General features: G+C 75.6%; 19 protein-coding genes. 8 read left to right on the forward strand and 11 right to left on the reverse strand.

What is annotated here, in order from left to right; genetic code table 11:
* Position 1 precedes the first annotated feature (1 nt).
* From GXP71_RS17175 to GXP71_RS17185, 3 genes are all read right to left on the reverse strand, one after another.
* Complete coding sequence (locus GXP71_RS17175; protein WP_162353646.1) at positions 2 to 1,486, reverse strand: PQQ-binding-like beta-propeller repeat protein; 1,485 nt, start codon at positions 1,484 to 1,486, stop codon at positions 2 to 4.
* 41 nt (positions 1,487 to 1,527) lie between these two features.
* Positions 1,528 to 2,343, reverse strand: a complete 816-nt coding sequence (locus GXP71_RS17180; protein ID WP_162353647.1) for an alpha/beta hydrolase — start codon at positions 2,341 to 2,343, stop codon at positions 1,528 to 1,530.
* Between the two features lie 231 nt (positions 2,344 to 2,574).
* On the reverse strand, positions 2,575 to 4,194 hold the full coding sequence (locus GXP71_RS17185; protein WP_162353648.1) for a RecQ family ATP-dependent DNA helicase: 1,620 nt from the start codon (positions 4,192 to 4,194) through the stop codon (positions 2,575 to 2,577).
* Positions 4,195 to 4,406: 212 nt separating this feature from the next.
* Here GXP71_RS17185 and GXP71_RS17190 point away from each other — a divergent pair, with 212 nt between their 5' ends.
* Complete coding sequence (locus GXP71_RS17190) at positions 4,407 to 5,045, forward strand: GyrI-like domain-containing protein (RefSeq protein WP_162353649.1); 639 nt, start codon at positions 4,407 to 4,409, stop codon at positions 5,043 to 5,045.
* A 51-nt stretch (positions 5,046 to 5,096) separates the two neighbouring features.
* Here the strand turns inward: GXP71_RS17190 and GXP71_RS17195 are convergent, their stop codons facing one another.
* Positions 5,097 to 6,461 (reverse strand): MFS transporter, encoded by a 1,365-nt coding sequence (locus GXP71_RS17195; protein WP_162353650.1) that lies wholly within the window; start codon positions 6,459 to 6,461, stop codon positions 5,097 to 5,099.
* Positions 6,462 to 6,583: 122 nt separating this feature from the next.
* Between GXP71_RS17195 and GXP71_RS17200 the strand changes: the two genes are divergently transcribed.
* The 6 genes from GXP71_RS17200 to GXP71_RS17225 all read left to right on the forward strand — a co-directional run bounded on the left by GXP71_RS17200 (position 6,584) and on the right by GXP71_RS17225 (position 12,583).
* Entirely contained in the window at positions 6,584 to 7,423 is an 840-nt protein-coding gene (locus GXP71_RS17200; protein WP_162353651.1) for an LLM class flavin-dependent oxidoreductase, read from the forward strand.
* The gene (locus GXP71_RS17205; protein ID WP_162353652.1) at positions 7,420 to 8,217 is read left to right on the forward strand and encodes a rhomboid family intramembrane serine protease; all 798 of its coding nucleotides are present in this window, start codon (positions 7,420 to 7,422) and stop codon (positions 8,215 to 8,217) included. Before GXP71_RS17200 ends, GXP71_RS17205 begins: the two co-directional genes overlap by 4 nt.
* A gap of 52 nt (positions 8,218 to 8,269) precedes the next feature.
* A complete protein-coding gene (locus GXP71_RS17210; protein WP_162353653.1) occupies positions 8,270 to 8,701 on the forward strand; it encodes a YciI family protein in 432 nt (143 codons plus the stop codon).
* 39 nt (positions 8,702 to 8,740) lie between these two features.
* The gene (locus GXP71_RS17215; RefSeq protein WP_162353654.1) at positions 8,741 to 10,057 is read left to right on the forward strand and encodes an RNA polymerase sigma factor; all 1,317 of its coding nucleotides are present in this window, start codon (positions 8,741 to 8,743) and stop codon (positions 10,055 to 10,057) included.
* Positions 10,058 to 10,508: 451 nt separating this feature from the next.
* Complete coding sequence (locus tag GXP71_RS17220) at positions 10,509 to 11,102, forward strand: VanZ family protein (protein ID WP_162353655.1); 594 nt, start codon at positions 10,509 to 10,511, stop codon at positions 11,100 to 11,102.
* 524 nt (positions 11,103 to 11,626) lie between these two features.
* Positions 11,627 to 12,583, forward strand: coding sequence for a hypothetical protein (locus GXP71_RS17225; RefSeq protein WP_162353656.1), 957 nt, complete (start codon positions 11,627 to 11,629; stop codon positions 12,581 to 12,583).
* A 545-nt stretch (positions 12,584 to 13,128) separates the two neighbouring features.
* On the opposite strand, the gene GXP71_RS17230 is transcribed toward GXP71_RS17225, so the two are convergent.
* The 3 genes from GXP71_RS17230 to GXP71_RS17240 all read right to left on the reverse strand — a co-directional run bounded on the left by GXP71_RS17230 (position 13,129) and on the right by GXP71_RS17240 (position 16,926).
* On the reverse strand, positions 13,129 to 14,322 hold the full coding sequence (locus tag GXP71_RS17230) for an FAD/NAD(P)-binding oxidoreductase (protein WP_238402476.1): 1,194 nt from the start codon (positions 14,320 to 14,322) through the stop codon (positions 13,129 to 13,131).
* Between the two features lie 195 nt (positions 14,323 to 14,517).
* Complete coding sequence (locus GXP71_RS17235) at positions 14,518 to 15,792, reverse strand: hypothetical protein (RefSeq protein WP_162353658.1); 1,275 nt, start codon at positions 15,790 to 15,792, stop codon at positions 14,518 to 14,520.
* A 135-nt stretch (positions 15,793 to 15,927) separates the two neighbouring features.
* Positions 15,928 to 16,926 carry a hypothetical protein gene (locus tag GXP71_RS17240; RefSeq protein ID WP_162353659.1) on the reverse strand — a complete coding sequence of 333 codons (999 nt, stop codon included), beginning with the start codon at positions 16,924 to 16,926 and terminating at the stop codon, positions 15,928 to 15,930.
* Between the two features lie 389 nt (positions 16,927 to 17,315).
* On the opposite strand from GXP71_RS17240, the gene GXP71_RS17245 reads away from it, so the two are divergent.
* Entirely contained in the window at positions 17,316 to 20,066 is a 2,751-nt protein-coding gene (locus GXP71_RS17245; protein ID WP_238402477.1) for a BTAD domain-containing putative transcriptional regulator, read from the forward strand.
* Here GXP71_RS17245 and GXP71_RS17250 read toward each other — a convergent pair.
* Genes GXP71_RS17250 through GXP71_RS17265 form a run of 4 tightly spaced genes read right to left on the reverse strand, consistent with a single transcriptional unit; the run spans position 19,993 to position 24,671 of the window.
* Complete coding sequence (locus GXP71_RS17250; protein WP_162353661.1) at positions 19,993 to 21,723, reverse strand: zinc ribbon domain-containing protein; 1,731 nt, start codon at positions 21,721 to 21,723, stop codon at positions 19,993 to 19,995. The two genes, GXP71_RS17245 and GXP71_RS17250, sit on opposite strands and share 74 nt — an antisense overlap.
* Positions 21,720 to 22,277, reverse strand: a complete 558-nt coding sequence (locus GXP71_RS17255; RefSeq protein ID WP_162353662.1) for a phage tail protein — start codon at positions 22,275 to 22,277, stop codon at positions 21,720 to 21,722. The genes GXP71_RS17250 and GXP71_RS17255 overlap by 4 nt, the downstream gene beginning before the upstream one ends.
* Entirely contained in the window at positions 22,277 to 24,220 is a 1,944-nt protein-coding gene (locus tag GXP71_RS17260; RefSeq protein WP_162353663.1) for a putative baseplate assembly protein, read from the reverse strand. Before GXP71_RS17260 ends, GXP71_RS17255 begins: the two co-directional genes overlap by 1 nt.
* Before the next feature lies 1 nt (position 24,221).
* Entirely contained in the window at positions 24,222 to 24,671 is a 450-nt protein-coding gene (locus GXP71_RS17265; protein WP_162353664.1) for a GPW/gp25 family protein, read from the reverse strand.
* Positions 24,672 to 24,675: the final 4 nt, after the last annotated feature.

The raw sequence follows: 24,675 nt of genomic DNA on the forward strand, positions 1-24,675 counted from the left end.
CTCAGCCGAGGACGGTCGCCCGGTCGCCGCTCGCCGCGAGGACGTACGGCCCGAGCGGGTAGGCCCACTCGACGTGCCCGGGCAGCGGGATCGTCCGGACGAGCTCGCCGGTGCGGCGGTCGAGCACGACCAGCGCGAGCTCGTCCTCCGTGCTGCTGACGACGGAGACGTGCGGGCCGTCGCACATGACGCCGGTGCGCACGACGCCCGCCGGGAGGTCGTACGACCACAGCAGCGCCCCGGTGCGCGCGTCCAGCGTCCTGACGCCGGACGTGGCCGTCGTGTGGACCCGGCCCTCCGCGACGACGACCGTCTGCTCCGACGGGGACGAGGCGTCCACCTCGCTCTCCCAGCGCTGCTCGCCGGTCTTCGCGTCCCAGCCCCACGTGCGTGACCCGGTCGTCGACACCTCCAGACCGGGGGCGCTGCCGTCGTCGAGCGTGCGCCGCGCGAGGGCGCCCTGCACCACCAGGTCGGGCTCGCCCGGACGCAGCACACGCCGGGTGCCGTCGTCAGCGGGGACGGCCAGCCACCCCGCGTCGATCCAGCCGAGGTCCGCTCGGAAGCCGTCGATGCGCGTGCCGTCGCCGGCGAGCGCGTAGGACTCGCCCGAGGCACCGAAGACGAGGACGTGGTCACCGGCCCCGCCCAACGAGACCGACGACGAGTCGTCCGCGTACGCGGGCAGGGGCTGGGGGTCGCGGTAGCGCCACCGCTCGGCGCCCGTCGCCGTGTCGACCGCCACGACCTCGACGTGCCGTCCGCCGTCGAGGCGACCGAGGGCGACGACGTCACCCAGCACCGCCGCGGCGGGTGCGCGCGCGACGTCGACGGACGACCGGACGGTGTGCGTGCGCAGGTCCACCGCGACGACCCGGGACCACGACTCGGCCCCGGGCGCCGTCCCGGGGGCGTCGGGCCGCACGTCCGTCGTGTGGCACACCAGGACGTCGGGCACGTGGTTCGGGTCCGCGAGGCGCGCCGGCGGCGGCGCGCAGGTGAGCGAGCCCGTCCAGCCGTCGACCTGCGTCTCGACCGGCGGACCGATCGGCACGGACCACGCCACGCGGCCGGTGCGCAGATCACGTGCGGCGACCCCGTGCGCGCCGTCGTCCAGCACGGCCGGGCCGATCGCGACCGTGCCCCGAGTCAGCATCGGGTACCAGAGCACGTCGGGCGGCACCTCCCACAGCGCGGTGAGCGCGGTGCCGACGTCCACGCTCGCGCCCGGCAGCGCGGCGATCCGGGCGTCGACGGCGGCCGCGCGCCGGTCCAGCACGACCTGCACGCCGCCGAGGACGAGGAGCGCCGCCACGACGGCGGCACCGACCAGGACGGCCGAGCGCCGAGCGCCGCGGCGCGTGCCAGGCCTCCCGGTCCGGCCCTCCGGCGGGTCGTCGCCGTCGTGCGGAGGCGTCGAAGGCGGGCCGGGGTCTCCGTCGTGCTCCTCGAGCTCGACGGGCCGGAGCCCTCCGTCGCGCGCCATGCCCGGACGCTACCGCCGGGCAGCGTCCGGGCGGTGGCGGTTCAGGCGTCGGCGCGTGCGCGGGCGTGCTCGACCGCCCAGTCGAGCGCCTTGTCGGCGACGGCCTCCCAGCCGGGCGCCGCGCACGTCCAGTGGTCGCGGTCGGGGAACTCGAACAGCTCCGTCACCGCGGGGGACTTCGCGTAGTGCTTGGCGTTCGAGCGGTTCACCGACGCGGGCATGATGTGGTCCTTGCCGCCCGCGATGAACAGCAGCGGCGCGCGGTCCTTGCCGTAGTCGACCCACGTCTCCTGGTGACCCGGCTTGTAGTTCGCGATGAGCCCGTACGCCCAGATCCACGCGCCCGGCGCCGCGATCGCGTACCGCGCGTGCGCCGCGTCGGAGTCCTCCCGGCTGAGGGTGTTCGCGAACGCGTAGTGGAACTGCTCGGGGGTGAACGCGACGGCCTCGTGCCGCCTGTGCAGGCTCGTGAACGCCGGACTGAGCGACTTGAGCTGCGACGGCGGCGTCACGCGCACGCCCTCGGTCGGCGCCGAGTCGATCACGACGCCCGCGGCGCCGAGGCCGCGCGCGAGCAGGAGCTGCGTGAGCGTCCCGCCGAAGGAGTGGCCGATGATGATCGGGGGCGCGTCCAGACCTTCGATCACGGCGGCCAGGTGGTCCACGACCTCCGGCACGGTCTGCCGGGCGATGATCTCGGGGTTCTCGCGGAGCGCCTCGACCTCGATCTCGAAGCCCGGGTACCCCGGCGTGAGCACCCGGTAGCCCTTCGCCTCGTAGTACGGGACCCAGTGCTCCCAGGAGCGCGGGGTCATCCACAAGCCGTGCACGAGCACGATCGTGTCGGGTGTCGTCATGGTCCGTCCTCTTCTCGGGCGTCCGGTGCGGGAGCGTGGAGCGTCGTGCGGTGTGACGGGACGTGCCGCGGGCCGCACCGGACGAACCGGGCACCCGTGCCGATCATGACCCGGGGTGCGGGCGTCGCGGAAGAGGGGTCGCGACGCAGGTCAGACGACCGACACCGAGGTCGCTGCCGGACGCGGGGCCAGCGGGCCGTCGACCGAGCGCGAGGCGGGCGGTCGACGGCGTCAGCGGACGGTCAGCAGCTCCGAGTCGAGCGCCACCGCGGCGTCGAGCGTCACGTACCCGTGCTCCTCGAACAGGACCGTGAGCCGGTCCGCCTCGACGACCGAGACGGTGCCGTCGCCGAACCGCTCGTGCCGCACCGCCTGCCCCGGACGGACGCCCGTCGAGCGGGCCGGTGCGCTCGTCCCGCGGTCGCACGAGTCGCACGCGCCGCACGGGTCGGGGCGCACCTCGCCCAGCAGCTCGAGCAGCAGGCGCCGGCGGCAGTCGGTCGTGTCCGTGTACGTCCGGACGAGCTCGACGCGCGACGCGTCGAGGGTCGCGCGGCGCTCGCGGGCCTCGGTGACGGCGGCCACGGCCTCGCCCGCGGACGTGCCCGTCGCGGTCCAGAGCCCGTCCTCGTCACGTACCGCACCGGCCGCGGCGAGCTCGGCGAGCGCACGCGACACCGTCCGGGCGCCCAGACCCGAGCGCTCGGCGACGGTCGCCCGGTCCGCCGGGCCGTCCGACGTGGCCGCGAGCACCGCACGCAGCGTGCCGGGCTTGGCACCGCCGCCGCTGCGCAGGAACCGGTTGAGCGCGGTGTCGTCGGGCCGGTGCACGACGACCGCCCGCGCGGGCTCCTCGTCGCGTCCCGCCCGGCCCACCTCCTGGTAGTACGCGTCGAGCGACGGCGGCGGACCCGCGTGCACGACGGCCCGCACGTCGGCCCGGTCGACGCCCATGCCGAACGCGCTCGTCGCGACGACCGTGTCGTGCCGCCCGTCGAGGAACGTGTCCTGCACGCGCGCCCGCTCCTTCGCCGGGAGGCCCGCGTGGTAGACGAGCGCGGGCCGTCCGGCGCGGTCCAGGAGCTCGGCGAGCTCCTCGGTGTGCGACCGGGTGCGCGCGTACACGACGACCGCACCGTCCGTGGCGAGGACCTCGTCGACGACGCGTGCGTCGCGGTCGGCCGGTGTCGACGCGGGGACCGCACCGAGCCAGATGTTCGGGCGGTCGGCGTCGTGCACGAGCACGCGCGGGTCGTGCAGGCCCAGCCGCTCGACGATCTCGTCGCGCGCGTGCGCCGACGCGGTCGCCGTCATCGCGAGCACGCGCGGTCCGCCCAGCGCGCGCACCGCCGACGCGACGTGCAGGTAGTCGGGCCGGAAGTCGTGACCCCACTCGCTCACGCAGTGCGCCTCGTCGACGACCACCAGTCCGACGTCGGCGTCCCGCAGCGCCTCGACCACGGGCCCGCGGTGCAGCTGCTCGGGTGCGAGGAGCAGCACGTCGAGCCGCCCGTGCGCCGCGTCGTCGAGCGCCTGCGCCTGACGGGCGCGCGACACCGCCGAGCTCACCGTCGCCGCCCGCAGGCCGACCTCCCGCAGCGACTGCGCCTGGTCGCGCTGCAGCGCGACGAGGGGTGAGACGACGAGGGTGAGCCGCGCGGCGACCAGCGTCGTGATCGCGTACACCGCGGACTTGCCCGCACCGGTCCGGGCGACGAGCAGCGTGTCCCGCTCGGCGAGCCCCCGCAGCGCGTCGGCCTGCGCGTCGCGCAGCGTCGCGTCCGGTCCGAGCACCTGCGTGACGGCGTCGTCGAGGGCGACTCCGCGGACGGGCGGCAGGGCAGTCGGCACGGGACCTCCGGGAGGGGAGCAGCGGGCGGGGCCTCAGCCTGCGGCAGCGGGACCGGTCCCGCATCCCGATCGTCGCGGCGTGCACGCCCGACCGCTCGACCGGTCCGCCGGCGTCGGGCGCCCGCTGCGTCGTCCCGCGCAGCGCCCGGCCGCCGACGCGTCGCGACCTGGCACGATGCTGGACGGACGGTGATCGAGGCGACGGAGGACGGATGGGCGACGGGCCGGCGGCCGGGAAGGTCGACCTCAAGAAGGAGATCCCGACGTACACGGCCCGGCGCGGCCGGTTCGACGTCGTCGAGGTCCCCCCGCTCACGTACCTCGCGATCGACGGCCACGGCGACCCGAACACCGCACCCGCGTACACCGCGGCCGTGTCGTCGCTGTACCCGCTCGCGTACGCGCTGAAGTTCCTCAGCAAGACGCAGCTCGGCCGCGACTACACCGTCATGCCGCTCGAGGGGCTGTGGTGGTCGGCCGACATGGAGTCGTTCACGAGCGCGCGCGACAAGTCGCGCTGGGACTGGACGCTGCTGGTCCTCACGCCCGACTGGCTGACCGCCGAGCACGTCGAGACCGCGCGGGGGACCGTCGCGCGCAAGGGCGGTGCGCCGCGGCTCGACGAGGTCCGGCTCGAACGGCTCGACGAGGGGCTGTGCGTCCAGACGCTGCACGTCGGCCCGTACGACGCCGAGGGGCCCGTGCTCGACGCGCTGCACCACGAGTTCGTGCCCGCGCAGGGCTTGCGTCTGACGGGCAAGCACCACGAGATCTACCTCGGCGACGCGCGCCGCACCGCGCCGGAGAGGCTGCGCACGATCCTGCGCCAGCCGGTCGCGCGGACCTCCTGAGACCCGCCGGCGAGCGGCGTCCCTCTCACGCGGCGGTCACGCCGGCGGCAGTCACGCGTCCGTCGTCACCGCGTCCTTCTCGGTGGCCGCCGACTGACGTCGGGCGTCCTCGACCGCGCGTCGGCCCGACGGCATCGCGAGCGCGACGCCCACGACGACGAACAGCGCGACGCCCGCGAGGACCAGCAGCAGCTCGACGCTGACGACGTCGGCGAGCGGCCCGAACACCGCCATGCCCAGCGGCATCGCGACGGCCATGACGATCCCGACGAACCCGAACACGCGGCCCTGCATCTCCGGCTCGACGGTCTCCTGCAGGACGGTCGTCGACGGCGTCGAGAAGAACGGCACAGCGAGCCCGAGCAGGAACATGAACCCGAGGAACACCCACAGGTTCGTCGAGACGCCGAGGCCGATCGAGATGCCGCCGAACGCGAGCGTCGACCCGATGATGAGCCCGACCCGGCTCCGCTTCGCCGCCCACACGGCGACCACCGCGCCGCCGACGAGCATCCCGATGCTGAACGCGAGCTCGTTCGCGGTCAGCTTCCAGACCTCGGGCCCGAAGGTGCGCGCCACCATGAGCGGCGTCATGTACGACGGGGCGACGATGAGCACGAACACGACCGCGAACAGCACGAGCACCCAGCGGACGAACGCGTGCCCCGCGATGTACCGCAGCCCGCCGACGAGGTCCCCGAAGTAGCTCGTCGGGCCGTCGTCGCCCTGCGTCCGCACGATCGTCGCGACCGGGACCAGGAGCAGCATCCCGATGCCGATCACCGCGGTGACCACGTCGACGAGGAACACCGCGACGATGTCCGCGCTCGCGTAGACCGCGGCCGCCGCGGCCGGGGCGACGAGCATCATCGCCGACTGGATCGTCGCGTTGATGCCGTTGACGCGCATGAGGTGGCGCGTCGGGACGATCTGGGGGACCAGCGAGGCGACCGCCGGGGTCTGCACGCCGGCACCCGCCGAGCGGATCGCGAGCGCCGCGTAGATGAGCCACAGGTCGTCGTGGCCGGACAGCATGAGCAGCGCGAGGGCGAGCGTCGTGACCGCGATCGTCGCGTCGGCGCCGACGACGAGCAGCTTGCGGTTGTGCCGGTCCGCCCAGACACCGCCGAAGATCGAGACGACGGCCTGCGGCAGGAAGCCGAACACCGACGACAGCGCGAGGACCGCACCCGAGCGGGTCTCGAGCGTCAGGTGCCAGAGCACGGCGTACTGCACGAGCATCGAGCCGAAGAGCGAGACCGTCTGGCCGGACAGGAAGACGACGGTGTCGCGCACCCAGCCGGGACGGTCGGGCGGGGTGGTGTCGTCCGCGGACGCGTCGACGTCGGGGGGCGTCTGCGGAGCACGGGGATCGGGCTGGGCCGGGCTCGCCGGTGCGTGGGCGTCGTCGGTCACGCGGCCATCCTCCGACGGACCACCCACACGCCCAAGGCCTTTGGCCCGTCCCGCGACGGGCCGGGGGATGTCGGTGGTCGTCGGTAGCGTCGCCGGCATCGGCTGCGACGACAGGGGGAACGATGAAGTTCGGCATCGTCGGCACGTTCGGCACGACGGAGCAGGTGCTCGGCATGGCGGTCGACGCCGAGGAGTCGGGCTGGGACGGCTTCTTCACGTGGGACGCGATCGACCTCGGCCTCGACGGCGACGTGTGGGACCCGTGGGCGGTGCTCGCCGCGGCCGCCGTCCGCACGCAGCGCATCACGCTCGGCGCGCTCGTCTTCGCGCTCCCGCGCCGCCGGCCGTGGGTCGTCGCGCGCCAGGCGGTGACCGTCGACCACCTGTCGAACGGCCGCCTCGTGATCCCCGCGGGGCTGGGCGTGCCGATCGACCGCGGCTTCGTTGGCGTGTCCGGGGAGCTCACGAGCACGCGCGAGCGCGCCGAGCTGCTCGACGACCACCTCGCGATCCTGGACCTGGCCTTCCGCGGCGAGACGTTCTCCTACGACGGCCACCACCACAAGGTCGAGGACCTGCGCATCAGCACCCGGCCCGTCCAGCGACCGCGCGTGCCGATCTGGGTCGTCGGGGCGTTCCCGAGCGACCGGTCGATGGGACGCGCGCTGCGCTACGACGGCGTCGTCCCGCAGCTGCGCGGCGACCGCGCGATGGAGAACCTCGGCCCGGAGCACGTCGCCGAGATCGCCGCCTGGGTGCGCGAGCACCGGGCACCCGACGCCGGACCGTTCGACATCGTCCTGCAGGGCGTGCTGCCCGAGGACCCGGCCGAGGCCCAGGACCACGCGGACGCGCTCGCCGAGGCCGGCGCGACGTGGTTCGTCGAGTCGCGCTGGGAGGGTCCGGGATCGACCTACGAGGCGCTCACCGACCGCATCCGCCGCGGCGTCCCCCGGCGGTGACCCTGCCGCCGTCGGACCCGCCCGCGCCGCCCGACCCACGACCGCCCGCCGAGCGCGACTGGGGGGCACGGCGACCGTGGGCGACCCTCGTCGCGGCGGTCCTGGTCGCGGTGCTCGGCGTCGTCGGGCTGTTGTTCCCGGACGTGCACGACGCGCTGACCCGCGACCCCGCGCTCGTCGCGGACGGCGAGTGGTGGCGGCTCGTTTCGTCGATGCTCGTGCAGACGTGGTGGGGGCAGTACGCGTTCAACCTCGCCGGTCTGGTGCTCGTCGGGTGGGCCGTCGAGCGGCGGTGGGGGACCGCGTGGTGGCTGGCCGCGGCGCTCGGCGGCGGGCTCGTCGCGGCGGTCGTCCTCACGGTCGCCGACCCGACCCTCGTCGAGGCGGGCACCTCCGACGCCGTGGGCGGGCTCGTCGGGCTGCTGCTGGTCCGCGCGTGGCGCGAGCGCGCGAGACCACCCCTGCTGCCGTTCGTCTACGCGACGTTCTGGGTCCCGTACGTCCTGCTCACGGGCATCGGCCCCGGCTACCTCGTGGCGGGCCCGGTCGCGAGCGTCGTCGTCGCGCTGCTCGTCGCCGACCTGCGCCACCGCGGCGGCCGCGTCGCGCTCCCGGCCGCCGCGGCGCTCGCGGGCGTCGTCGCCGTCGCGCTCACCGTCGTGCTCGACGGCCACGGGCTGGGCCTCGCCGTCGGCGCCCTCATCGGGGTCGTGCGGTGGCCTCGGCAGACCCGTCCGGAAACTCGTCGGGAGGGCGTGTCGAAGAACGTCCGGGCCGTTCGACGAGGGGAGTGAGAGCCGCTCCGGCACTAGCGTCGGGCGGACCACCACGAGGAGGAGGACGGTCATGAAGGTCCTGGTGATGATCGAGGGTGCGGGCGCCGACGAGGCGAAGATCGAGCCGACCACCGAGATGTTCGAGCAGATGGGCCGCTACAACGAGGAGCTGGTCCAGGCGGGGATCATGCTCGGCGGCGAGGGGCTGCTGCCGAGCGCGCGCGGCGCGCGCGTCGTGTTCGAGGGCGGGACGACGTCGGTCGTCGACGGCCCGTTCGTCGAGGCGAAGGAGCTCATCGCGGGGTACTGGATCTGGGAGGTGTCCTCGCTCGAGGAGGCCGTCGAGTGGGCCAAGCGCTGCCCCGCGAACCAGTCCGGCCCGCGCGCGGTCCTGGAGATCCGTCCGATCGCGTCGATCGAGGACTTCGGCGACGCGTACACGCCGGAGGTCGCGGCGGCGGAGGAGAAGCTCGCCGAGCAGATCAAGGCGCAGCACGGCTGACGCCGGGAGACGAGGCGACGAGGGCGACGGGATGCGACGATGACCGACTCGCGGCGCACGGTCGAGGCCGTCTGGCGCATCGAGTCGCCGCGGCTCGTCGCCTCGCTGACCCGTCTGGTCCGGGACGTCGGGCTCGCGGAGGAGCTCGCGCAGGACGCGTTCGTCCAGGCGCTCGAGCAGTGGCCGCGCGACGGCGTCCCGGACCGGCCGGGCGCATGGCTCATGACGGCGGCGCGGCGGCGCGCGGTCGACGTGATCCGGCGCGAGCAGACGCGGGACGCGAAGTACGCGCTCGCGGCCGTGGACGGGCGGTACGAGCCCGGCGCCGACGCGGTCGTGGACCGGCCGGTCGACGACGACCTGCTCGCGCTCGTGCTCCTCACGTGCCACCCGGTCCTGCCGCGCGAGTCGCGGGTCGCGCTCACGCTGCGGTTGTTCTGCGGGCTCACGACCGACGAGGTCGCGCGTGCGTTCCTGGTGCCGTCGCCGACGATCGGGCAGCGGATCTCCCGCGCGAAGCGCACGCTCGCCGAGGCGCACGTGCCGTTCGAGGTGCCGCAGGCCGACGAGCTGCCGTCGCGGCTCGCGTCGGTGCTGGAGGTCGTCTACCTCGTCTTCACGGAGGGGCACTCCGCGACCAGCGGCGACACGTGGGTGCGGCGCGACCTCGCGGCGGAGGCGATGCGGCTGGGCCGGGCGCTCACCGGCCTGCTGCCGCGCGAGCCCGAGGTGCACGGGCTCGTCGCCCTGATGGAGCTCCAGGCGTCGCGGTTCGACGCGCGCACGGACGCGTCGGGCGAGCCGGTGCTGCTCGCCGATCAGGACCGCACGCGCTGGGACCGCACGCTCGTCATGCACGGGCTCGCGGCGCTCGACCGCGCGACGACGCTCGGCCGGCCGCTCGGCCCGTACACGCTGCAGGCCGCGATCGCCGCGTGCCACAGCCGCGCCGCGCGGTTCGAGGACACCGACTGGGAGGCGGTCGTCGCGCTGTACGACGCGCTGGCCCAGCTCGCGCCGTCGCCCGTCGTCGACCTCAACCGCGCCGTCGCCGTGCTGCACGCCGACGGGCCCGAGGCCGCGCTCGCGGCCGTCGACGCGATCCGCGACGACCCGCGCCTCGCGCGCTACCACCTGCTCGGCGCCGTGCGCGCCGACGTGCTCACGCGGCTCGGCCGGCACGACGAGGCCGCCGACGAGCTCGAGCACGCCGCCACGATCGCGCCCACCCCCCGCGAGCGTCGGCTGCTGACCGAGCGCGCGGCCGCGGCCGCGGCCGCGTCGCGGGCGACGTCGGGGACGCCGGCACCGACCGCGCCCGACGCCGCACCGAGTGAGCCGGGCCGACCGTCCTGACACGGCCTGACCGCGCCGACCGGGTCCGACCGCGCCGACCGGGTCCGACCGCCGACCGAGCCTCACCGCCCCGACGGCCCGGACAGGCCTCTCGGCACGGCGGACGTCGGGGAGGGTCGCTGCACCCCTGGGCAGGAGATGTCCGGATCGCTACATTCGCAGACGGACCCGACGGCGAGTCCGCCGGGTCCGGGCGGGTGGGCCGACGGTCGCGTCAACCGCGGACCGCCCGAGCGCCGGTGGCGTGCCACCCCCCTCTCGGCACGCCACCGGCACCCCGCCCCTCTCCCCGACGCGCTCGCGGCGGGCTCACGACCGACCCGCACCCGACACGCACCCGACCCAGGTCCGACCACGGGCGGATGACCTGCGACGCGCCGGCTGGCACTGTGGCGGGGTGCCGTCGACTCCCTCGACGTGCCGGAGCGTCGTCGTACAGAACAGGTCACGCGTGTTTTGTCAGGTCCCCGTCCTCGCGGTCGTCGTCCCCCTCGCCGCGGCAGTCCTCGCGGTGCTGCTGCGGTCGCTGGTCCGCCGCGGACGGCTCTCGGTCCCGCGTGCCGCCGTCGCGGTCGTGCTGTGCATCTACGCCGCCGGGGTCGTCGCGAACACGGTCTTCCCGATCTACCTCGACAAGCCGGTGAGCAGCGCGCCCTGGACCAGCAGCGTCGTCGTCGTGCCGTGGACGCCGTACGAGGTCGCCGACGCGGTCATGAACATCCTCGTGTTCGTGCCGCTCGGGTTCCTCATGCCGCTGGTCGTGGCTCGGGTGACGTGGTGGCGCGCGGCGGCGGCGGCGGCCGTCGTGAGCCTGGGGATCGAGGTCACGCAGGTCGTCACGGCGCACCTGCTGGGCGGGGGGCACGTCGCCGACGTGCACGACCTGCTCTTCAACGTCGTCGGCGGGGCGCTCGGCTACGTGGCGTTCGTCGCGCTGTCACGCGTGCGCGCCGCCCGGGCGCTCGTCATCCGCTTCCGGTGGTACGACGACGCCCCGGAGCGGGCCGATGCCGCCCGGCCGGAGCCGGTGCGCGGCTACATGTAGCACCACTACGGACTCCACCCTTCGGGCTCCGTCCTCCGTTCCGCTGGTTTGGGCGGAGCGACTTTCGTGACGGGGTTCTGTCGTGGCGGGACTGCTTCGCGGCTCGCCGCTTGTCGGGGTTCGCAGTTCGCGTAGGCGGCGGAGCGCGCCGGAGCGCGCACAGCGCGACGTGAGACTTCTCGACTGACATCACGTCTACGACCTGCGCATCGGCCAGCCGGGGAGACCAAGCCTCGCGCAACGAACCACCCGTGATGGGCGCGCCGCGACAACGTGAGGTGCTGCGGGTAGTTGGGGCGACTCAGTCGTCCTGCGTTGCGTCGAGCTCGCGGCCGGCATCCGCGTCAGCTCCGGCAGGCAGCGCGGATCGAGCACTCTCCACACGACCGTCTCAGCATGGAGGACGAAACTGGACATCGTCCTCACCTGGGCCAATAGGGTTCCGCCGACGCCCACGGGCGTGTTGCTGTCTCGGCGGTGTGGCCGCGACGACGACGTATCTGTCGACTTCAAGGGGGATCTCAATGGATGCACGCGCCCGGGCAACCACAGTCGTGCCGATCTTCGCCGGAACGACTCTGCTGCTGCTGTCGATCATCTTCAACGACCTCGCGGTCGTCATGATCCTCGCCGCGATTGTGCTGTTCGGACTGGCGGCCGGATCGGCGATCTACCAGAACAAGTCCAGCCGTTCACGCAAGGGGTTCCTGGTCGCGACAGCGTTCGTCGTCGCGTTCGCTGTCGGTGTCGGCATCACGCTCCAGGCCGCCAACGCCGTGTCGACCGCCGGTGTGCCGACCGCGCTGAATCTCACGGAGAGCAAGAAGCCCACGATCACCACGGCTGTGTCCAAGACCGAGGTGACGGTCGGTTCTCCCGAGCAGATCGCTGCCTCCAAGCGCGCAGCGACGACCATCGAGCAAGTCCAGGACGACCAGGTGGTGGTGACCGGCGCCCGCGAGGCCAAGTTCATCAAGGCGGCCCAGACGTCGGGGTACGTCCCGAAGTCCGGCCTCGCCCAGAACTTCGACGAGGCAACCGTCACGACTGTCGGTAACCAGACCTACATCATCGTGCCGCTGGCCGGAACGAACCTGGCAGAGCTGACGAAGGTCGGCTACGTGTGGGACGCGAAGACGAAGACAGCCACGACGACGGAGCTGGTCGCTCAGGTCAACGACCAGTCCCACGCCAGCCTGCGCGTCTGGCAGGACGGTGTGCTGGTGAGCGACGTGCAGGTCCACGACCCGTCGCTCGACCCCCCGACCAGTGGCGTCCAGCAGGCCGGGTTCTCGCTCAACAAGCTGAAGCAGTGTCTCTCGGATGCAGGCATCCCGGCGTGGGTCGGGGTCCTCATCGGCTCCGCGTGCGGTGTCGTGTGCGCGTTCACCGCTGGCGCGGGCTGCATCGCGTGCGCCGTAGCGGCCCTCGGCTTCAACAGCGGGATCGTGTCCGCCTGTATCTACCTCGCGTTCAAGTAGCAGCGACTCGTCCCGCCTGAACGGCCACGGACACCTCGGGTAACGCCTGGGGGGCCGTGGCCGTCTGGCTTCGCCCCGCCGAGGCATGGGTTCGCCGTCCAGATGATCTCGGGGCTACGGCACGGTTACGGCGCGGTTGCGTCAGGGCGCAACGCGCCATCCGCCCTCCGTCGTCGCGGCGGCGGCTTCGCCATCGGGCCACGCTCGATGCCCATGCTGCGCTGTGCGGCGCCGAACCAGTTGCGCAGCTCGTTGACGCTGGTGGTGCGGGCGACGGGAAGCGACTCGTCGACGACGACATCGGGATGCTGGTGCGCCAAGACGATGGCCGCACCTCTGCCCGGGTATCCGCCGGAAGGATGTACCGCGCTCGGTGGTCGATTTCCAGTTCGCGACGGAGCGCCTCCAAGATCGGTGCGTCGTCGTCGGGGAGGGCAGGCATGTGGACCTCGCAGCTTGGGGGCCGGGCATGGCGTCGAGCTAGCCTCAGCCGCCCCGACGGGCGCCTGCAGTGGGTTGGTCACCAGAGCCGGCGCCGGCGTCGCTCAGGACACCTTGCCGCGCAAGAGCCGTCGCCAGTAGATCGGCGGCTCGAGGTACCGGTCGAAGAGCAGGAGGCTGCGGCGCGGTCGCGCCAGGTCCGGCACCCGGACGGTCGGCTCGGGTCGGCCTCGACGGTCGAACTCCGCGAGCAGCAGCCGGCTGCGGGACGTCGTCACGGGGGCGACCGAATACCCGTCGTAGTGCCGCATCGTCGTGCCCGTCCGCCGCGCGGCGATGTTGTGCGCGACGACGGGGACCTGCTTGCGCAGCGCACCGCCCGAGGGGAGGGCGTCGACCTCGGCCGCGTCGCCCAGACCCCACACGGTCGGGTGGTCGGGGTGCTGCAGCGTCCGCGGGTCGACCGCGAGGAACCCGTCGCTGCTCGACGAGGTCAGCCCGCTCGACGCCAGCCACTGCGGCGCGCGGTGCGGTGGCGCGAGGAACAGGGCGTCGTACGCGAGGTCGTCGGTGCCGCCGGGGGTCCGGAGCCGGAGGCGCCGGGCGGTCCCGTCGACGTGCTCGACCGCGATCGACGTCCGGACGTGCACGCCGTACTCGGCCGCCGCCGCTCGCAGCTCACGGTCGGACTTCGGGAGGTCGACCAGCCGGTCGCCCTCGAGCAGCAGCTCGACCCGGATCTCGTCGAGGACCCCCGCCCGGCGCCAGTTGTCGGCGGCCAGGAAGAGCGGCTTGAGGCCGACCGGGGCGCACGGGACGTGACGGTCGGAGATCGCGAACACGGCCGTCCCCGACGTGAGCGACGACAGCAGCTCCCAGGCCGCCGGTGCGTGCTCCGGCAGGTAGCTCGTCGACGCGGACCCGGCGCGCACCGCGTCCAGCGCGCCTGGGATCGCGTCCCAGTCCACCTGCGAACCGGGGCACACCGCGAGGTCGGTGTACGTGAGCTCGCCGCCGCTCGCGAGGCGGACCGCCGACCGTGCGGGGTCGATCGCCGTGACCGCGTCCTGGTACCACCGCACCCCGGGCGGCATCGCGTCGGCCTGCGGTCGTCGCAGGTCGTCGAGGGTCGCCATGCCGCCGGCGACGTAGGACAGCAGCGGGCGGTACTCGTGGACGTCCTTCGGCTCGACGACCGCGACGTCGCGGCAGCCGTCGCGGCGGAGCTTCGCCGCGAGCGAGATGCCGGCGTTGCCGCCGCCGATCACGAGGACGTCGTGGTGATGGGGACCGGTCACGATCGGGACCACGCTCCGTGTGCGTCGGGGACGCGCCACGCTACGTCGGGTCACGCGGACCCGCGCGTCGGAGCGAGGCCGTGCACCGTCGGGAGCGTCGACGCACCGAGGGCGGGCGGTCAGGTCGTGGCCGTGACCGCCCGCCCCCTGGCGGGCTCCGGTGGCGCCGGTCAGGCCGGCGTCACCGGGACCGGATCAGTCCTGGGAGGAGGACTGCCCGGTGAGGTGCCCCCACGCCCACGCGAGGACGTCCGCGTCGACCGGGCCCGTGGTGAACGACGGGGCGAAGGCGTCCGCGTCACGGCTCCACGTCGTGGAGCGTGCGGTGCCGTCGTCCGTGCTGGTCCACCGGTCGGTCGCCTCGGCGCTCGTGCGCTGGCTCCACGCGTCGGCCCAGGGGCCGTCGGCGTGGACCGGGGCGGCCAGGTCGGCACCCCCGCGGAGCAGACCGGCGTTCTCCGACCGCTCGGTCGTGCCGGTCCAGGTGGTGCGCTGGCCGGACAGGACCCCGGTCAGGGTGGCCGTCGGGTCGGCGGTCACCGCGCCCGTGCCCAGGTCGGCTCCGGTGCGGCTCGTGTCGGCCGAGCGGTGGGCCCGACCGGTCGTGTCGCCGTCCTCGTCCGTCCGCTCGGCCCAGGTGGAGCGCTCCGTGCTGCGGGCGTCGTCGATCCAGCCGGTCAGGCCGCCGACCGTGACCGGCGCCGATGCGTCGACGCCGCCCGTCGCCGCACCGTCCGTGGACGTGCCGTCGGTGCGGCCCTGGTCGGACGACAGGGTGCCGCCCGTGAGCAGGCCGCCGACGGTCGCGGCCGGGTCGGCCGTGACGCCCTCGAGCTCGAGACCGCCCGTGGTGGTGGACTGCTGCTCGGAGGCCGAGCCGGTCGTGCTGGACGCGCCGTCGTCGGTGGTCACGGTGCGCTCCTCCTCCTGCGTGCTCGCCTGCTGGTGGGTGCCGGTGATCGACAGCCCGTCGAGGTCGATCGGCGCGGCCGCCGTGACCTGACCCGCGAGCGACCCGTCCGAGGCCGTCGACCCCGACGCGGCGCCGTCCGTGCTGGTCGCGCCGCCGGAGGTCGAGCCCGACAGCAGGGCGGCGGGGTCGATGCTCACCGACCCCAGGTCGACGCCGAGGTTGGACGCGTCGGCCGACGACTGTTCGCGCGACTGCGAGACCGAGCCGCCGTCGCCGTCGGTGACCGTCGTCGTCGAGCCGGAGGACCGCGTCGACGACGTCGACAGGCCCAGCTCGGCACCGCCGAGGGTGATCGGCGCCTGCACGGCGGCCTCACCCGCCGCGTCGCCCTCGGACGACGTGGCGTCCTGGCTGGTGGACGAGCCACCGCCCAGGAGGCCGTCGGTCAGACCGCTCAGGGGGCCGTCGGACGCCTGTGAGGCGGCGGCGGACAGCAGCACCAGGCCGCCGGTGACACCCGCGACGCCGAGCGCCCGCGTCCAGATCTTCGTGCTCATGACAGGTGTTCCTTCCACGTTCCGGGAGTCGCGCACCCACCGCGGGGTGGGTCCGCGTCGCCGGCCCGCACCGGTGGTGGGGCGGCGCCGCACGCCCGCGGGTGCGGGCGGCGTCGTGCGCGGAGCGGGGAGGGGTCAGTCGGGCCGGGCGCCGGGGCGCGACGCGAGGCCGGCCGGGACGACGTCGTCGCCGGCCGTGCGCGTGCCGAGCGCCGTCAGCGTCGGCACGGGGGCGGCGCCCGTGGGCGCCGCGACCTCGGCCTGGCCGGCCGAGGAGCTCGTGGATCCGCCGGCGGCCGTCGACGGCGCGGCGGGCAGCGGGGCGACGGGCGCGGACGGCGGCGTCTGCCCCGGGGTGCCCGACGGCAGAGCGACGGCCGACAGCGACGCCGGGGCGTCCGGCGCCGGGGCGGACGAGCGGGGCCCGTCCGTGCGGGTTCCGGCGGAGATCGGACCCGCCGTGCGACCGGCCTCGGAGGGCAGGGCCGTGTCAGGCCCCGCGGCCGGTGCCTCGGTCGCGGGCGTCGACGGGACGGCCACGTCGCGACCCGGCAGCGTGCTCGGGGCGACGGCGCCGACGACCGGCGTCAGCGGCCCGCCGACGACGGACGCCAGGCCGGCCGTGACCGGAGCCAGCGGCGCGGTCACGGCGGCGAGGGAGTCACGGACCGGCGCGAGCGCGGGCACGACGGCCTCGACGACCGGGGTCGTCACGGGTGCCAGCGTGTCGAGGACGGGCGCGGTCACGGGCGCCACCGCGTCCAGCACGGGCGTGGTCACCGGCGTGACGGCCTGCGCGACCGGTGCCGTCACGGGCGCCGAGAGGGCGCCGACGGCGGTCGTCACGGGCGCGACGACGGAGGCGACCGGCTCGAGCACGGCGGGAGCAGGTCCCGTCACCGGAGCCACCGCCTCGACGGCCGGCGCGACCGGGACGAGCGCGTCGACCGCGTCGACCACGCCGCCCAGCGACCCGCCGACCAGGTCCACGACCTGCGTCACCGGGAGCACCTCATTTGCGGGCGGCTCGTCGGCGGCCTGGGCCGGCGCGGCCAGCGCCGCGGCACCCGCCCAGAGGCCGGCCCCGGCCGCAGCGGTCAGCAGAGCACGGCGCCAGTCGTCGCGTCGTCGCACGTGCCCCTCCTCCCGCTCTCCGCACCCGAGCAGGTGCGTCGTCGATGGGTTCGGAGCCCACCGTCCGGCGGATGGGTCGTCCCCGGCACCTGCTCCGGCTCGCGCCCCGACCCTAGGCAGACATCCGCCCGGACCGCGAGGTCACGCCGCCCGCCGCACGGACCGCACCGGCCGTCGCCCATCCCGTATCGCAGTATTTCGCCCGGTATCGCCCTGTCGTGGCGCCCATGACTTTGCGAGGATCGCCGGAGAGGTGCCGGCGACGGGGGCTGCCCGGCACCCAGGGGGGTCCGGGGGGCTCGATGTCGCGAGGGCGCGATGCCGTCGCCGACCCGGTGGTGGGCGCGAGCGTCCCGACCGCCGGGCGAGGCGTGGTCCGGCGTGCGCTGATGCACCGGCTGGACGACGTCCTGACGACGCGCTGCGGCCTGGTGGTGGGCCCGCGCGGGTCCGGCAAGACGACCGTCATGCGGCAGTGGGCGCGCACGAGCCGGCTGCCCGTCGTCTGGGGGCGCTGCACGCCCGCGGGCATCGCGGTGCGGTCGGGGACGCGCACCGAGCTGCTGGCGCCCGACGAGGTCGGGCGGTCGGTCCTGGCGCGACGTGCCCCGACGCTGCTGGTCCTCGACGACGCGCACGAGCTGCTCGTCGGGCGCGTCGAGGACGACCTCGAGCGGCTGCTGCTGCCGTCGACCCCCGACGTCCACGTGCTGCTCGGCACGGTGCGACGGCCCACGTTCAGCCTCGCGCGGTCCGAGTTCCCGCCGCCGACCGTGCTCGACGCCGACGACCTGCGGCTGCGCGTCTGGGAGGTCGACCGGCTGTTCCGCGACGTGTACGGGCACCCGCTGGCGCCCGACGACGTGGAGCTCCTGACCGACGAGACCGAGGGCTGGGCGGCGGCCGTGCACCTGTTCCACCGGTCGACGTCGGGGCTGCTGCCCGCGGACCGGCGACGCGCGGTGCGCAGCCTCGACACCGACACCGGCTACGTGCGGGACTACCTGGTCGACGAGGTGCTCGCACCCCTCGACCGCGCGCAGCTCGACGTCCTGCACTGGGGTTCGGCCTTCGACGACCTCACCGCGCGCCGGGTCACCGACCTCGTCGGGGAGCCGGACCCGGCCGCCGACGGCGCCGCGGACGCGCTGCGCACCCTGGACCGGCGCTGGTCGCTCGCGCGGACCGACGACGGTGTCCGCTACCGCCTGCCGCGCGTCCTGCACCGCCACCTGCGGACCGCGCACGCCGCGCACCTCGGCCCCGCCGCGACGCTCGCATGGCAGGAGCGGGCGGAGCTCGTCGCGCGCAGCGACGCACCACCGACGCCACCGCCGGTGCACGCGCACGACACCGACTGGACGTCCACGGCCGCGGGCTCGTGGGCGTCCGTCGTCCGGGTGGCGACCCGGCGGGACCCGGCGACGGCCGCGCGGGACGCCGCGCGGCTCACCGGCGTGGACAGGGCGCTCGCGGAAGGGCTGTGCCTCGTGCTCGCAGGCGCGCACCGAGCCGGTCGGGACGCGCTGCGCCGCGCGGCCGCCGACCCCGACGCGCCGCCGGCCCTCGCCCTGGGGGCCGCGCTCGCCGACGCGGTCCTCACGCCCGGAGCCCCCGGGCGGACGCTCACGACGCTCGACCGCGTGCACACCGCGGCGCGGGCGCACGACCTGCCGTGGCTCGCCCGGCTCGCGCACGGCCTGGTGGTCGGCGCGGACGGCACGCGCACGGCGAGGGCGGAGGCGGCGGCGACCGCCGCCCGGTCGGAACGGTCCGGGGACCCGTGGGGTGCCGCGCTCGTGCGGACGTGGGCCGCGCTCGCCGCGCTGACTGCCGGGACGGCCGAGCCCGACGTCTGGGACGACCTGGACCGGTGCTGGCGCGATCTCGGCGCGGCCGTGCCGGCGGCGTGGACGACGGCGTGCCGGGCGCTCGCGTCCGCCGCGCAGCAGCTCCCCGAGGCGCGCGAGGACGCCAGGACCGCGGAGGCGGTCGCGCGCCGGGCGGGCGCGCCGGGCGCGCTCGCGTACGCGTACGCCGCGCTCGCGGCGACCGACCCCGACGGCGGTGCCGAGCTGCGGGCGCTCGCGACCGCGACCGCCGAGGAGCACGGCGTGGACGTGCGGCCCTGGGCGGTGCTCGACGCCGCGACGCCCGGCTCACCGGTACGGCGGCCCCACGCGGTCGACGACCCCGTGTGGGGCGGGGTGCCGCTCGTCGACGTCCGCTGCCTGGGGGAGTTCCGGCTCCGCGTGGACGGGGTCGACGCCGACCTGTCGGGTGTCCGCCCGCGGGCCCGCGCCGCGCTGCGGGTGCTCGCGCTGCACGCGGGGCGGCCGGTGCACCGTGAGCAGCTCGCCGAGGCGCTGTGGGGCGACCTCGACCCGCGCGCGGCGCTGCACAACCTGCACGTGAGCCTGTCCGCGGTGCGGCGCGCGCTCGAGCCGGGCGTCCCGACCCGCAGCAGCCGGCTGGTCGTGCGCGACGGCGAGACGTACACGCTCGTGCTGCGCCCGGGGTCGACGAGCGACGTCGCGCAGCTCGACCGTGCGGTGCGCGAGGCCAGGCGGTTGCGGGCCGCGGACGACGACGCGGGCGCCCGCGCCGAGCTCGCCCGCGCCGTCGACCTGTACGCCGGCGACCTGCTGCCCGAGGACGGTCCGGCCGACTGGGTGGTCGCGGAGCGGGAGCGGCTGCGGCTGACGGTCGCCGACGCCGCCGTCGAGCTCGCCGAGCTGGAGATGGGGCGCGGCCGCTTCGACCGTGCCGTCGCCGCCGCGACCCGGGCCATCCGGCTCGACGAGTGCCGGGACCACGCGTGGCGCGTGCTCGTGACGGCGTTCACCGCCGCCGGGGACGCCGCCGCGGCGCACCGGGCCTCGCAGGGCTACCGCGCGATGCTCGACACGCTCGGGGTCGCCGTCGGTGACGAACCGTCTCCGGTGGTGCCGGTCGCCGACCGCGGGACCGGCGCGGCACCGCTGCGCAGCCGTCCCGTGCCGAGGCTCACGCCCGTCGCGCCCGTCGTCGCGCCCGCCTCGTCGCCCGTCGCCGCCGGTCCGGCCGTCACGACCGGCCGCGGAGCTCCACCTCCGCGATCGCCACGTGGGTCTCGGGCGTCGCGCGGTACGTGGAGCTGATGGTCAGGCGGATCGCCACGACGTCGTCGATCGCGGTCGCGACGCTCTGCAGGCCGACGCGGTCGGCGAGCGGCAGGTCCACGGTCTGCTGCGTGCCCGCCGACGTGGTGGCCGTGAGGGTGAGCACGCGCGGGCTCGACCCCTCGAGGTAGTCCTTCTCGACGTCCGACGCACCGGGGATGACGAGCACGCGCGTGAGCCGGAACGGCTGCGCGAACGCCATGTCGACGAACTGCCCGACGCCGTCGCCGGGCGCCGCGGGAGACCACGCGAGGTTGGTCGCGCCGTCGCGGATCTGCCCGGCGGGCCGGTCGGGGAGCTCGCTCGACGCGGCGATCTGCGTCGGGTTGACGGCGGTGTTGCCCTGGATGCGGTCGAGCAGCGAGATGCGGGCCCGCTCGATCTCCGGCCGGAACGCGAGGACGGCGGCGACGATCGCCCCGATGACGACGATCGCGACGACGGGCCGCGTCGGGAAGCGTCGCCGGCGCGCCGGTCGGTAGCCGGCGGCGCGCGCGGCCTTCGGGTCGGGGCGCCACAGCCGGCTCCACCACGACCGGCGCTGCGCGACGGGCGCGTCGGCGAGGCTCGTCCCACACCGGCGGCAGAACTTGCGCGTGGGCGCGTTGCCCGCCCCGCAGTGCCCGCAGACGAGGTCACCCGGCGCGGGCGGGGTGTCGTCGGCCTTCGGGACGGGGCGCGGCTTGCGCGGCGCCTGCGGCGTCCCCGGCTTGACCGCCGCCGGCTGCTGCGGAGCGACGGGGGCAGCTGGACGGGCCGGGGGTGGCGGGGCGACGAGGGCCGCCGCCGCGGCGGTCCGCGCGGCGCGCTCCTGCGCGGCCTTCTCCTCGGCGGCCCTGGCCTCGGCCTCGCGCTCGGCCGCCGCCTTCTCGGCCGCGGCCTGCTCCGCGGCGGCGCGCGCCTCGGCGGCCCGCTGCGCCGCGGCGGCGTCGGCGGCGGCCTGGCGGGCGGCCTCCTCGTCGCGGGCGGCCTTGTCCGCGGCGGCCTTCTCGGCGGCCGCACGGTCGGCGGCCTCGCGCTCCGCCGCGCGGCGTTCGGCGGTCGCGCGCTCGGCGGCCGCCTGGTCCGCGGCGGCGCGCTCGGCCGCTGCGCGGCTCTCGGCGTCGCGGGCGGCGGCCTGCGCGTCCGCCGTCGACGCCCCGGCCGCGGCGGCGGCGACGCCCGGACCGGGAGCGCCGTCGTCCGCGGCCCGTCCGGGAATCTCGCTGCTCGTCGACGGTGCCGCTGCGTCGGTCGTGCCCTGGTGGCGCGCCGAGGTGCGAGGCGACGGGACGTCGCGCGTCGGGACGTCGGCACCGATCGAGGACCCGGCGGCGAGCGGTCCGGCGGCGGGTGCCGCGGCCGGTGCGGGCCCGGCGGCGTGTGCGCGCTCCGCGACGGTCGCGGGTGGCGCCGGCTCGGTGGGGACGGCGCGGGCGGGGTCGGTCGACTGCCCCGGCTGAGCGGCGGGTGCGTGCTCGGCGGCGGGTGCGGGGGCTGCGGTGGCCGACGCCGCGGCGGGCGCGGGCGCGGGTGCGGCGACGGCGGCGGGCTCCTCGACGACCTGGACCTCGTCCCAGTCGAGGTAGTTGCCGCACTCGCCGCAGAACTGCTCGTCGTCCTCGTTCCGGCTGCCGCACGACGGGCACACGATCATGAGGTCTCCTCCTCCAGGTCGAGCGTGACGGGCACGTGTGCGGCGGTCACGGCGGCGACGACGCGCTCGACGCGGCGCCGGTCGACGGGACCGCCCGCACGGACGCGGACGAGCAGGCCGGGCACGGGTTCGCCGGGGACCGGGCCGCCGGGGGTCGCGGACCAGTCCGCGGCACCGGTGTCGGTGACCTCGACGTCGCCGTCGACGACGAGCCGGACGGCCTCGGCGACGCCCCGCGTGGTGCCGCGCCACCGGTGCACGGCGGACGCGTGCGCGACGACCTCGCGGCGCCGCTCGACGCTCCACGTCTGGTCGGGCTCGATGCCGACCCACGCGCACAGCCACTCGAGGAAGTCGGCGGGTGCGAGGTGCGGGTCGACGTACGCGGCGAGCGCGTCGAGCGTGAGGTGGACGGGCGCGAACGTGTCGTCGATCGCGGCGACGAACCGCAGCAGGAAGTCGTCCTCCTGCAGGACGGCAGGCAGGCGCGTGCCGATCGGGACGGGCGTCGTGAGCCCGTCGACCATGCCGCGCCTGCTGCGCACGTCGGGCATCAGCGCTTCGCCACCCTCACCTGGTGCCGGAAGGAGAAGACGAGCGCGTGCTTGTCGAGGTCGATGCGCTGGACCGCCTCGCCGCGGCGGCCCGTGATGGGGTCGGCCGCGAACAGCTTGACGTCCTCGACGAGCTCGGTGCCCGACAGCCGTTGGAGGACGGCGTAGACCTCGCCCGCCTGGACAGGCCGGCCGAAGGGCCAGCCGTCGCCGTCGGGCCCGCCGGTGAGCGGGTCGAAGTAGCGGTAGAGGGCCCGCTCGGCCTCGGTCGCGAGCAGCGCGACGTCAGCCCGGGGGCGGGGGGACAGGCGCGCGACGACGGTGACGCCCTGGTAGAACGGCGGCTCGACGAGCACGCGCGCGCCGACCGGGCGGCGGTCGTCGAGGTGGTCGGCGATCGCGGCGAGCGTCTCGGCGGGTGGCACGAGGTCCTCGAACCGCAGCATCCCGGCCGCGTCGGGCACGGCGGTCGGGACGACGAGCACCCGCACCGCACCCGCGTCGGCGCCGTCCCCGGCGGCCACGGCCCGGACGCGTGCGACACCGGTCGTCGCACCGCGCGCGATCTCCTCGTAGTCCTCGGTCGTGACGGCCCGGTCGCGGACGCGGAGCGCGAGCGGGCCGCGCTCCTTCGCCTCGTCGACGGTCTCGGCCGCGACCCCGCCGACCGCCGCGCGCCGGTTGGAGACCCGGTCGACGAACGGCACCGCACCGCGCAGCACCCGGATGGTCCCGGGGGCGACGTTGCCGTCGGGCCCGCCGCCGGTGCGGTAGCGGGGCAGGCGCATCGGGGCACCCTTGGGCGGGACCGCGCCGTACGCGCGCAGCGTCCCGTCGGGCTCGCGGACGGCGGGCGCGAGGTGCAGCTCACCGGCCGCACGGTCGACGCGGAACACCTGGTCGTCGGGCCCGTGCCCGGCGAACGAGTCGACCTCGGCCCACGTGTCCCAGCCGGGCCCCGCGGCGACCTCGAGGACGAGCGGCGGACCCGCGACGACGGGCCCGTGCTCGAGCGGGAAGACCTGCGCGTACGTGCCCTCGGACAGCCCGACGACCTCGTCCTCGACGGTCGCCGCGTGGATCGCCGCGACGGTCCCGCCGATGGTGAACGCGCTCGCCTCGCGGACCCTCGGCGACGCCGAGTAGCCGGTGTAGTCGGTGTCGGGCGGGACGACGCGGCAGCGCAGCCAGCCCGCGCGCCGGTCGGCGAGCACGTGCGCGGTGTGCGTCGGGGGGACGTGCAGCACCACGTCGCCGGGGCGGTTGAGGCCGCCGGTGCCGTCGCTGTCGACGTCGCACGACACCCACGCCCGCCCGTCCCACGCCTCCCAGACGATCGGCGGGTGGCGCGGGTCGACGCCGACGCCCTGCACGTCCGAGTCGAAGCGCAGGACGACGACACAGGACGGTGCCGCGTCGTCGAGGCCGAGCAGCAGCACGTCGTCGAGCTGCGGGACGTCGGCGAACACGGGGAACTGCTCGCGGAAGGAGAGCTGCTCGTCGTGCGGGACGGGCTCGCCGCCGGGCCGCTGCGTGAGCACGTGCCGCAGCTCGCGCGGGGGGATGCGCAGCTCCGCGGTCGTCGCGAACACGACGGGCTCCTCGCCCTCGCCGCGCTGCGTCGCGGACTCCGTGCCCTCGGGCACGACCACCGTCTCCGGCTGCGGCGCGGACAGCCACATCGTCACGTCGACCGTCGCCGCGCCGGCCGGGTGCAGCGTGACGCCCAGCAGGTCGAGGAACGCGACGTACAGGCGGTCGGGCACGCGGTTGAGCCGGTAGAACAGCTCGTCCGCCATGAACGCGACGGTCTCGATGAGCGTGACGCCCGGGTCGGACACGTTGTGGTCGGTCCACTCCGGGCAGCGCCGCTGCACCATGCGCTTCGCGTCGTCGACGAGGTCCTGGAACCGCCGGTCGTCGAGGTTCGGGGTGGGCAGCACGTCAGGCACCTCCGCCCATCGGCCCGGCGGCGCCCGTGCCCGCGGGGGTGCCGGGGCGCTCGTCGGGGATCGTGTAGAAGGGGAAGACGAGGTTGCGAGGGTCGTTCGTGCCGCGCAGCGCGTACTGCACGTCGATGTACAGCAGGCCGCGGTCGACCTCGTCGTAGCGGACCAGCACGTCCTGCAGGTCGATGCGCGGCTCCCACCGGTCCAGCGCGACGCGCACCGCGTCGGCGATCGCGCCCGCGGTCGACGCGTCGGCGGGCGCGAACACGTGGTCGTGCGCCGCGCAGCCGAACTCGGGCCGCATGGGTCGTTCGCCAGGGGCCGTCGCGAGGATCAGGCGGATGCTCTCCTCGATCTCGCGGCCTTCGCGGGACAGCGCGATGCGGCCCGTCGCGTCGGTGCGCACGGGGAACGCCCACCCGGCGCCGATGAACTCCTGACCCACGTCG

It is taken from the genome of Cellulomonas sp. H30R-01, assembly GCF_010119915.1.
GTDB lineage: Bacteria > Actinomycetota > Actinomycetes > Actinomycetales > Cellulomonadaceae > Cellulomonas > Cellulomonas algicola.